Source organism: Streptomyces sp. NPDC057623, from assembly GCF_042800355.1.
Lineage (GTDB): Bacteria > Actinomycetota > Actinomycetes > Streptomycetales > Streptomycetaceae > Streptomyces.
In genome coordinates, this window is sequence record NZ_JBHVGZ010000038.1 from 82,871 (window position 1) to 91,487 (window position 8,617).

Genomic DNA, 8,617 nt, shown 5'->3' on the forward strand with positions numbered 1-8,617 from the left:
ACACGTCCGGGCCGGGTCCTTCACCCTCGCCCGGTCCATCCGCCCCACGGACGACGGCGCCCAGGTCGACTACCACCTCACCGCACCGCCCGGCTTCCGCTTCGTCTGGGCGGCGCACGCCCTGCCCGACCTCTCGCAGCCAGGCCACCTTGCACATGGCGGCGGGACTGCGGGCGGACGGACAGCCCGCGTCGATCGCCCTGGGGCGCGACCTCGGCGGTCACCCCCAGCCGCGCCCCTACCGGAGCGCGGGCGTGGAGCCCATGCTCGGCCGCGTCTTCGGCCCGGCCGACGCGGGCCCCGACGCCGCCGCGTGCGTACCGGCGTCCGACGAGGTCCGCTGCGGGGCCTGCCGCTGCCCCGCCACCCCCGCACCGAAGGAGCACCGTCCGTGGATCTGACAGCCGCGCTGGCCACCCACCGCCTGGTCGCGATCGTGCGCGGCGAGAACCCCGACGCCGCACTGCGCACCGTGCTGGCCCTGGCCGAGGAGGGCATCGAGCTGATCGAGGTGTCGCTCGCCGCCCCGGACGCCCTCGCCGTCGTCGAACGCGCCCGCCACGCCCTCGGCCCGGACCGTCCCCTCGGCGCCGGCACCGTACTGACCGCCGCGGACGCCCGCGCCGCGCACCGCGCCGGAGCCGACTTCGCGGTCACACCGGGGCTGGGCGACGGCGTCGGTGCGGCACAGGAGCTGGGCATGCCGGTCCTGGCCGGCGTGCTGACCCCGACCGAGGTCATCGCGGCCCGCGCCCTGGGAGTGGCCGCGCTGAAGGTCTTCCCGATCGCCCAGTCCGGGGGAGCGGCCTATCTCAAGGCCCTGCGCGGCCCGTTCCCCGACGCGCCGTTCGTCCCGGTGGGCGGTGTCGACGAGGCCGTCGCCCGCGCCTGCCTCGCCGCCGGAGCGATCGCGGTCGGCGTCGGCTCCCCTCTCGTCGGCGACGCCGCGGACGGGGGCAGCGTCACCGCCCTCAGGGAACGCGCGCGCCGGTTTCGCGAGGTCGTGGCAGAGGCGACGCGGTGACCGCGGACCCGCGCCCCGCCGGCACCCTGCGCCCGGTGGGCCCGGACCGCCTCGGACTCGGCGAGGGCGCCCGCTGGAACCGCTCCGGCGTCGTCCTCGTCGACATCCTCGCCGGCCGCCTCCTGGCGGTGCCGGACGACCCGGGCGCGCCCCCGCGCACCGTGGCCCGGCTCCCCGTGCCGTCGGGCGCCGTGGCCCCCGTGGCCGGTCACTCCGGCACCTGGACCGTGGCCGCGGGCACCGGGATCTGCCCGCCGCACTCCGACGGCACCCTCGACTGGGCGGCACGGCCGGAGGAGAACGCCCGGACCCGCATGCGCATGAACGACGCCGTCGCCGACCCGTTCGGCCCGTTCTGGGCCGGCAGCACGGCCTACGACGCCGACGAGGACGCCGGTTCCCTGTACCGCCTCGACCGGGACGGCACGGTCGTACGGGTGCTGGAAGGCATCACGGTCCCGAACGGACCCGCCTTCACTCCCGACGGCAGCCTCATGTACCTTGCCGACAGCGCTCGCGGCGTGGTCCGGCGCTTCCACGGCGACCCCGTGACGGCTGAGCTCGGCGCACCCGAGGAGTTCGTCTGGGGCACCGGTACCGGCACCGGCACCGTACGCCGCCATCTGCCGGACGGATCGCCCGACCGCACGCCGCGGCTGCCCGCGCGGCAACCGGCCGGGGTGTGCCTCGCCCATGACGTCCTGTACGTCACGACCGCCCGCCTGGGCCTTGCTGTTCCGGGGCACGACGACCGGGCCCTGTTCGCAGCACGCGTGGACGGGCCGGGCACCCCGGCGCCCGCCTGCCGGCTCGACGTCGCCCGGCACCCCGCGAGCACCGGGGATCCGGCATGACCGCCGCACGGCCAGTGCCGGCGAGGGACTCCGGGACGCCCGCCGACCGGGTGCCCGGTGAGACCGGTCCCTGGCGCCCCGCCCCGGGCCCCGTCGTCTGCGTCGGCGAGACCATGGCCGCCCTGGCCCCCGACCCGCCGGCCCCCCTCGTGAACGCGGCCCAGCTGCGCCTGTCGGTGGCCGGAGCCGAGTCGAACGTCGCCATGTACCTCGCCGACCACGGCATCCCGGTCGCCTGGCTCTCCGCGCTCGGGGACGACCCCCTGGGACACCGGGTCCGTACCACCGTCGCCGCCGCCGGCGTCGACGTGGCGCACGTGCGGACCGACCCCCGTCGCCCGACCGGCCTGCTGGTGAAGGACCCCGGCCCCGCCGGGACCCGTGTGCGCTACTACCGGCGCGGCTCGGCCGCCTCCGCGCTGGGCCCCGAGGCACTGGACAGCGCGCCCCTGCGCACGGCCTCGCTGCTGCACCTGACCGGCATCACGCCCGCGCTGTCCGAGTCGTGCCGTGAGCTGGTGACACGGGCACTGGCCGCCGAGCCCGGCGCCCGCCCGTACGCGGTGAGCTTCGACGTCAACCACCGCGCCGCCCTCTGGCCGGACGGGACGGCCCCGGCCGTGCTGCGCGCGCTGGCCGACCGCGCCGACATCGTCTTCGTCGGCCTGGACGAGGCGCAGGGGCTGTGGGGCGGGGACCTGACGCCGGAGGGCGTACGAGCACAGCTTCCGCGTCCGCGCATCCTGGTCGTCAAGGACGGGGCGACAGCCGCGACCGCGTTCAGCGACGAGGGCGTGCACACCGTGCCGACGCCGCGCACGACGGTGGTCGAGGCCGTCGGCGCGGGCGACGCCTTCGCGGCCGGTTTCCTCGCGGGCCTGCTGCGAGGGGAGAGCACGACCAACGCCCTGCGCCTGGGCCACGTCACGGCCGCCTCCGCCCTCCAGGTGACGGGAGACCACGGCCCGTTGCCCGGCCCGCGGGAGACGGAGGCACTGCTCGCCCTCTCGACCCGGGAGTGGTCGGAACGGGCGGCCGTGCCGCCGTGCACCTGAGCGTCTGCCGTGCTCCGCACGCTCCGCGCGCGAGAGGCGATATGCCCGCCTATGCTCCATTTGTGTGACGACTATCTTCGAAGAGCTGGTGGAGAAGGAGCGCGCCGCCGAGCAGGCGCACACGCGCGTGGAGGACCTGCGGGGCATGTACGGGTCGCCGACGCAGCGCGGTGGCTGGAGCGCGCGGCAGACCGAGACGTACAACACGGCCCTGCGTGCCTGGCGGGACCTGGCCCGGGAGGCGCAGGTCGCGATGGTCGAGTACGCGAGAGCGCGCGGTGAGCCGCGCAGCGAGGTCGAGAACCAGGTGCGCGAGGCCGCCCGGCACATGGAGCGGGGCGGCACCGGGGCGTAGCGAAGCGGGCTCCCGGCGCCTGCCTCCCCACTCTTGACGCAGTGAGTCTAGTTACACAACTCTGGAGGTCAATGGCGCTCAACCGGGACGGAGTTGGTGCGGAGTGGAGTGGACGGGCGCACGCTACGCGGACACGCCCACGGTGGAGGTGCGGGCGTGGGTCGAGGCACCGCCGGACCGGGTGTGGCAGATCGTTTCCGACGTGACGCTGATGCCGGACATGAGTGCGGAGCTCCAGTCGGTCCGCTGGCTCGACGGCGCGGTCCGGCCCGCCGTGGGCGCCCGGTTCGTCGGCCGGAGCAGGCACGAGTCCTTCGGGGAGTGGGAGACCACCTCGCACGTCATCGAGTGCGAGCCCCCGAGCGTCCTCGCCTGGGCCGTGGAGGACCCGTCCCGGCCGTCCGCCGTCTGGCGCTTCCGGCTGGCACCCAGGGACGGCGGAACCGCGCTGGCCGAGTGGATGCAGATGGGGCCCGGGCGTTCCGGACTGTCCCTCGCCATCGACGGCATGCCGGAGAAGGAGGAGAAGATCGTGTTCGTGCGCTTGCGGGAGTTCGAGCGCAACATGACCGCCACGCTGGGGCACATCAAGCAACTGGCGGAGGCGTGATGAGGGCCGCGATCACGGTCGAGGCGTCCGGGATGGGCTCCTGGACGCGGCAGGCGGACTTCGTCGTCGAGGCGGAGAAACTCGGCCTCGACATCTGCTGGGTGGCCGAGGCCTGGGGCTCCGACGCGCCCTCCGCCCTCGGCCACTACGCCGCCCGCACCGAACGCATGCTGCTGGGCTCCGGCATCATGCAGGTCGGGACACGCACACCGGTCGCCCTCGCGCAGACCGCGATCACCCTCTCCAACCTGTCCCAGGGACGCTTCCTGCTCGGCCTCGGCCCCTCGGGCCCCCAGGTGATGGAAGGGCTGCACGGCGTTCGCTTCGCACGCCCGCTGGCGCGTGTCCGCGAGACAGTGGAGATCGTGCGGCAGGTACTGGACGGCGGGAAGATCGACCACTGCGGCACCGAGTACCGCATCCCGCTGCCCGGCGGGGACGCCGTGCCCATGAAGCTGTCGATGCGGGCCGAGCACCCCGTGCCCTTGTACCTGGCCGCCCTGTCACCGGCCATGCTCAAGCTGACCGGAGAGGTCGCCGACGGCTGGCTCGGTACGAGCTTCGTCCCCGAGGGAGCGGCGGACGCCTACTTCGCGCACCTCGACGAGGGGTTGGCGCGCGGCGGGCGGGTCCGCGCGGACCTGGACATCTGCCAGGGCGCCGAGGTGGCCTTCGCCCCCGACGAGGAAGCGCTGAGCGCCATGGTCGCGGGCCGCAAGAAGGAACTCGCCTTCAGCCTCGGCGGCATGGGCTCGGCCTCCACCAACTTCTACAACCGGGCATACAGCCGGCAGGGCTGGGCCGAGGCCGCCGCGGAGGTACGGCAGCGATGGCAGGCAGGCGACCGGGACGGGGCGGCGGCTCTGGTCACCGACGAGATGGTCCTCGCGACGACGTTGATCGGTACGGAGGCCATGGTGCGGGAGCGGTTGCGGGTCTGGCGCGACGCCGGCGTGGACACCGTCCGCCTCTATCCGGCCGGTGCCGACCTGGCCGCCCGGCTCGACACGCTGGGCCGGGCGATCGAGCTGGTCCACGAGGCCGGAGCGCGGGCATGAGCGCGCGTACGTCCTTCTCGAACTGGCCGTGCTCCATCGCCCGCACCCTGGACGTGGTGGGCGACGCCTGGACGCCGCTGGTCCTGCGGGAGGCCTTCTACGGCAGCCGCCGCTTCGACGAGTTCCAGAGCGAGTTGGGCATCGCCCGCAACACCCTCACCGACCGGCTGCGCCGCCTGGTCGAGGCGGGGCTGCTGGAGCGACGGCCATACGAGAGCGAACCGCCCCGCCACGAGTACCTGCTGACGGAGCGGGGCAAGGACCTCTTCCCGGTCCTCGCCGCGATGGCCCGCTGGGGCGACCGCTGGCTCGCCGGGCCCGAGGGTCCGCCGATCACCCTCCACCACGAGGCCTGCGGTCACGACGGTGAGGCGGAGGTGGTGTGCTCGGCGTGCCACGAGCCGCTGCACGCCGACGACACGATCGCACGGATGGGGCCCGGCTACCCGGAGCGCCTGAAGTCCCGGCCCGACGTACAGCGCCGCTTCCCTCCCGAGTGACAGGGCGCCACGGGCCGGCGGTTGGGGCCCGTGGCACCCGACAGAGCATTGTCTCAATCCGCTCTTTGAAGCAATCAATCGGTGGTTGTGTGACGAGGGTGCCCATGTTGACGGTGCGGTGGTGGTCCCGGGGTTCTAGTGCTCTTCGTCGATCCCCGTCTTCATCGACCGCACCCTGTCCAGGTGTACGCCGAGGAAGGACGAGGCCTCCTTCAGGTCTCCACTCTCCACCAGGTCCAGCAGCCTCAGATGCTCCCGGGCCTGGCCCGCGAGGCGGGAGCGGTCGATCTGGTGGCGGTACTCGATGAGGCGGCGCAGCCGGTTCTGGCGGCGGACGGCGTCCAGCAGGAACTGGTTGCCCGAGCAGCCCGCCAGCATCTCGTGGAACGAGGCGTTGACCTGGAACAGCTCGGCCCGCGGCAGCAGCAGGATGTCCCCCCGCAGCAGGGCCTCCTGCTGCCGCCGATGCCGGTCGAAGGCCTCGGCGTCCACGGTGAAGCCTGGCTCCAGAAGCGCGGCCGGCTCGATGATCATTCGGAACCGGTAGCTCTGGTCGTGTGCCTCGACGGTCGCCATCACGTGCTGGAACTCCCAGCCCCGCCCGCCCGCCTTGCGGCGCACCAGGTCCTCGCCCTCCATACGGGACAGCACCCGCTCCGCCTGGCGCGGCGTCAGACGGTAGCGGCGGCCGATGTCGGCCGCGGTGAAGGAGGCGGTGAAGCGGCCGCCCACGTAGTCGTCCGCGATCTCGAAGTACGCCGACTCCTCCCCGTCCTCGTCCTGGCTCAGGTCGGGCCGGGCGAGGGTGCTCGCGTCACGGGTCAGGAAGAAGCCGCGGTGGGGGAGCCGCTCCAGGATGCCGACCTCGGTGAGGAACTGCATCGCCTTGCGCACCGGGGTGCGGGAGACCGACAGTTCGTCCGCCGCCCACTGCTCGGTGATGTGGGCGCCCGCCGAGAGGCCCCTGCGACGCATCAGGTCCACCAGCCGGGCGGCCATGGAGGTGGTCAGGTTGGGCCTCGACATCGCTCCTGCGCTCTTCACGTGAGGGAACCGGTGGATCGGTTGGGGCCGGTGGATCAGTGGATCGGGCGGAGCCTCATCCTACGAAGCGTACGAAGTCGGCCGGACGAAGAGGACGCACACCGGTGAGCCGGTGCGCACCACCTCGCCGACGGGCCGGAGCTGACCGGTCGCCGCGTCGACGTCGTAGCTGACGATGGTGTGGCTGCGTTCGTTGGCGGCGTACAGTCTCCGGCCGTCCGCGCCCAGGCAGAAGAACCGCGGCCGGATGCCCCGGGTGGACGTCCAGCCCACCGGCTGGAGCAGCCCTGTCCGGGCCGACACCCTGAACACGCCGATGGTGTCCGGCTCGGGCCCGCCCGGAGAGCCGTCCCCGGCACCGCCGCGGTTGGAGGCGTACACGAACCGTCCGTCCGGACCGACCGCGATCTCCCCGCCCCGGCTGTCACCCGTCGTCGTCGGCGCGGTGGCGGACAGGATCTGCCGCGCCTCCAACGCGCCACGCCCGGCGTCCCAGTGATAGGCGGTCACCGTGGAGCACAGTTCGTCGATCGCGTACGCGTACGGCAGACGTGGATGGAAGGCGATGTGCCGGGGGCCCGCGAACTCACGGGTCGCCACGGACGGGACGGGGCCGAAACCCAGCTTTCCGGACTCCGCGTCCAGGGTGAGCGTGAAGATCCGGTCCAGCCCTTTGTCCGGTACGACGATGAACCGGCCGTCGGGTGAGAACGGCACGTGGTGCGGCTTGGCGCCGGTCTGCTCGGTGCGGTGCGGGCCGGGCGCGCCGGGGAGGGAGAGCAGGTCGGTGCGCGGCCCGAGACCGCCGTCGGCCAGCAGGGGCAGGGTCGCCACCGTGCCGGAGGAGTGGTTGGCCACGACGAGGAAGCGGTTGCTCGGGTCCACCGCGAGGTGCGCGGGGTTGCGGCCGCCGGTCTCCTGCCGGCCCAGGGCGGTGAGCCGTCCGGAGCCGGGGGCGATGCGATAGGCGCTGACATAGGTGAAGTCGCCGTGAACCGCGTACAGGTAGCGGCGGGTGCGGTCGGTGGCCAGGAAGGTGGGGTTGTCGAGCTCGACGGTCTGGAGCGGCGTCCAGTGCTCGCCGCCCGGGCTGACGTCGTACACCTCGATGCCTTTGCCCTTGCCTTCGCGGTCGGCGGTGGTGCGCGAGCCCACGTAGGCCACGGTCCGCCGGGGCGGCGCCGCGGGGGCGGGTGTGGCGTGGGCGGTACCCCACGTGGCGACCGGGAGGGCTGCGACCACCGCGCGGCGCGAGAGCGCCGGTGCCGTGCGTGGTCGGTGTGCGGAACTGTCGGCGGGCACGGTCATCTCGGCTCCCGTCCGTGGAGGCTGGTCCGGCGGGGTACACGCCGCGGGACACGGATTGTGTCTAGCAATTGCTTGATACAACAGGGCCGTCACGTGAATCAGGCGTTGGCCCACGCTTCGGCACAGATGGTGAAGACTGCGGGCATGGAGTACTTCTGTCACCACCGTGATCGCCCCGGCTCTCTCCCCTTGCGTGACCGGCTGTTGGAGGAGCACTGGTCGTACATGGACCTCTTCGCCGCGGAGATGATCGCGCGGGGGCCGACCTTCGCTCCGGGAAGCGACACCCTGACCGGCAGTGTGCACATCCTCGACCTGCCCGATGCGGCCGCCGCCCGCGCGTTCGCCTTCGACGAGCCCAACTACCAGGCAGGCGTGTACCGGGACGTGCTGCTGCGCCGCTGGCGCAACCTGCTGGGGCGGACCATGTGGGACTTCCCCGGCGGCAGCACCGACGGCGACCGGTATCTGGTGCTGGGGCTCGGCTCGGACGCCGCGGAGCCCGTCGACCAGGATGTGCCGCCCGGACGGGAGGAGTTGATCGCGTACGGCCCGCTGCTCTCCGACGACGGCACCGCCTGGCTGGGTACGGCGGCACTCGTGCGGGCGCCCGACGCGAAGGCGGCCCGTGCGGTGCTGACGGCGGACCGGTATGCCGATGTCGAGGTCCATGAATGGCAGTTCGGCGGACGGTCGTCCTGAGGCGGGCATCCGCCCCGTTACCTTCTAGACGGCCCCGATCTTGGGGCTCCCGGCCTTCTGGCCCGGCATGACTTTTGCCCCCTGTCGACCATGACCCGGGGGGTGGT

The 8,617-nt window shown here is 73.3% G+C and carries 11 protein-coding genes; 9 read left to right on the plus strand and 2 right to left on the minus strand.

Going from position 1 to position 8,617, the window contains the following annotated elements; genetic code table 11:
* The first annotated feature begins 155 nt into the window (after nucleotides 1–155).
* From ACFU95_RS31285 to ACFU95_RS31320, 8 genes are all read left to right on the plus strand, one after another.
* Nucleotides 156–401 carry a hypothetical protein gene (locus ACFU95_RS31285; protein WP_383834237.1) on the plus strand — a complete coding sequence of 82 codons (246 nt, stop codon included), beginning with the start codon at nucleotides 156–158 and terminating at the stop codon, nucleotides 399–401.
* The gene (locus ACFU95_RS31290) at nucleotides 392–1,024 is read left to right on the plus strand and encodes a bifunctional 4-hydroxy-2-oxoglutarate aldolase/2-dehydro-3-deoxy-phosphogluconate aldolase (RefSeq protein WP_383834240.1); all 633 of its coding nucleotides are present in this window, start codon (nucleotides 392–394) and stop codon (nucleotides 1,022–1,024) included. Before ACFU95_RS31285 ends, ACFU95_RS31290 begins: the two co-directional genes overlap by 10 nt.
* The gene (locus ACFU95_RS31295) at nucleotides 1,021–1,878 is read left to right on the plus strand and encodes an SMP-30/gluconolactonase/LRE family protein (protein ID WP_383834243.1); all 858 of its coding nucleotides are present in this window, start codon (nucleotides 1,021–1,023) and stop codon (nucleotides 1,876–1,878) included. The genes ACFU95_RS31290 and ACFU95_RS31295 overlap by 4 nt, the downstream gene beginning before the upstream one ends.
* On the plus strand, nucleotides 1,875–2,933 hold the full coding sequence (locus tag ACFU95_RS31300) for a sugar kinase (protein WP_383834246.1): 1,059 nt from the start codon (nucleotides 1,875–1,877) through the stop codon (nucleotides 2,931–2,933). The genes ACFU95_RS31295 and ACFU95_RS31300 overlap by 4 nt, the downstream gene beginning before the upstream one ends.
* Before the next feature lie 64 nt (nucleotides 2,934–2,997).
* Nucleotides 2,998–3,288 carry a hypothetical protein gene (locus ACFU95_RS31305; RefSeq protein ID WP_383834249.1) on the plus strand — a complete coding sequence of 97 codons (291 nt, stop codon included), beginning with the start codon at nucleotides 2,998–3,000 and terminating at the stop codon, nucleotides 3,286–3,288.
* Between the two features lie 103 nt (nucleotides 3,289–3,391).
* Entirely contained in the window at nucleotides 3,392–3,898 is a 507-nt protein-coding gene (locus ACFU95_RS31310) for an SRPBCC family protein (RefSeq protein WP_383834252.1), read from the plus strand.
* Complete coding sequence (locus tag ACFU95_RS31315) at nucleotides 3,898–4,956, plus strand: LLM class flavin-dependent oxidoreductase (RefSeq protein ID WP_383834255.1); 1,059 nt, start codon at nucleotides 3,898–3,900, stop codon at nucleotides 4,954–4,956. The genes ACFU95_RS31310 and ACFU95_RS31315 overlap by 1 nt, the downstream gene beginning before the upstream one ends.
* Complete coding sequence (locus ACFU95_RS31320) at nucleotides 4,953–5,456, plus strand: winged helix-turn-helix transcriptional regulator (protein WP_383834258.1); 504 nt, start codon at nucleotides 4,953–4,955, stop codon at nucleotides 5,454–5,456. Before ACFU95_RS31315 ends, ACFU95_RS31320 begins: the two co-directional genes overlap by 4 nt.
* A gap of 135 nt (nucleotides 5,457–5,591) precedes the next feature.
* Here the strand turns inward: ACFU95_RS31320 and ACFU95_RS31325 are convergent, their stop codons facing one another.
* Both ACFU95_RS31325 and ACFU95_RS31330 read right to left on the minus strand, forming a co-directional pair.
* Complete coding sequence (locus ACFU95_RS31325) at nucleotides 5,592–6,482, minus strand: GntR family transcriptional regulator (RefSeq protein WP_383834261.1); 891 nt, start codon at nucleotides 6,480–6,482, stop codon at nucleotides 5,592–5,594.
* Nucleotides 6,483–6,560: 78 nt separating this feature from the next.
* A complete protein-coding gene (locus ACFU95_RS31330) occupies nucleotides 6,561–7,808 on the minus strand; it encodes a lactonase family protein (protein WP_383834264.1) in 1,248 nt (415 codons plus the stop codon).
* Between the two features lie 144 nt (nucleotides 7,809–7,952).
* On the opposite strand from ACFU95_RS31330, the gene ACFU95_RS31335 reads away from it, so the two are divergent.
* The gene (locus ACFU95_RS31335; RefSeq protein WP_383834279.1) at nucleotides 7,953–8,510 is read left to right on the plus strand and encodes a YciI family protein; all 558 of its coding nucleotides are present in this window, start codon (nucleotides 7,953–7,955) and stop codon (nucleotides 8,508–8,510) included.
* The last annotated feature ends 107 nt before the right edge of the window (nucleotides 8,511–8,617 follow it).

What these genes read in the sequence shown, in the direction of transcription:
- ACFU95_RS31320 (WP_383834258.1), top strand. Translation starts at nt 4,953, where the DNA reads ATGAGCGCGCGTACGTCCTTCTCGAACTGGCCGTGCTCCATCGCCCGC.
- ACFU95_RS31325 (WP_383834261.1), bottom strand. Translation starts at nt 6,482, where the DNA reads ATGTCGAGGCCCAACCTGACCACCTCCATGGCCGCCCGGCTGGTGGAC.
- ACFU95_RS31335 (WP_383834279.1), top strand. Translation starts at nt 7,953, where the DNA reads ATGGAGTACTTCTGTCACCACCGTGATCGCCCCGGCTCTCTCCCCTTG.
- ACFU95_RS31285 (WP_383834237.1), top strand. Translation starts at nt 156, where the DNA reads ATGGCGGCGGGACTGCGGGCGGACGGACAGCCCGCGTCGATCGCCCTG.
- ACFU95_RS31300 (WP_383834246.1), top strand. Translation starts at nt 1,875, where the DNA reads ATGACCGCCGCACGGCCAGTGCCGGCGAGGGACTCCGGGACGCCCGCC.
- ACFU95_RS31330 (WP_383834264.1), bottom strand. Translation starts at nt 7,808, where the DNA reads ATGACCGTGCCCGCCGACAGTTCCGCACACCGACCACGCACGGCACCG.
- ACFU95_RS31315 (WP_383834255.1), top strand. Translation starts at nt 3,898, where the DNA reads ATGAGGGCCGCGATCACGGTCGAGGCGTCCGGGATGGGCTCCTGGACG.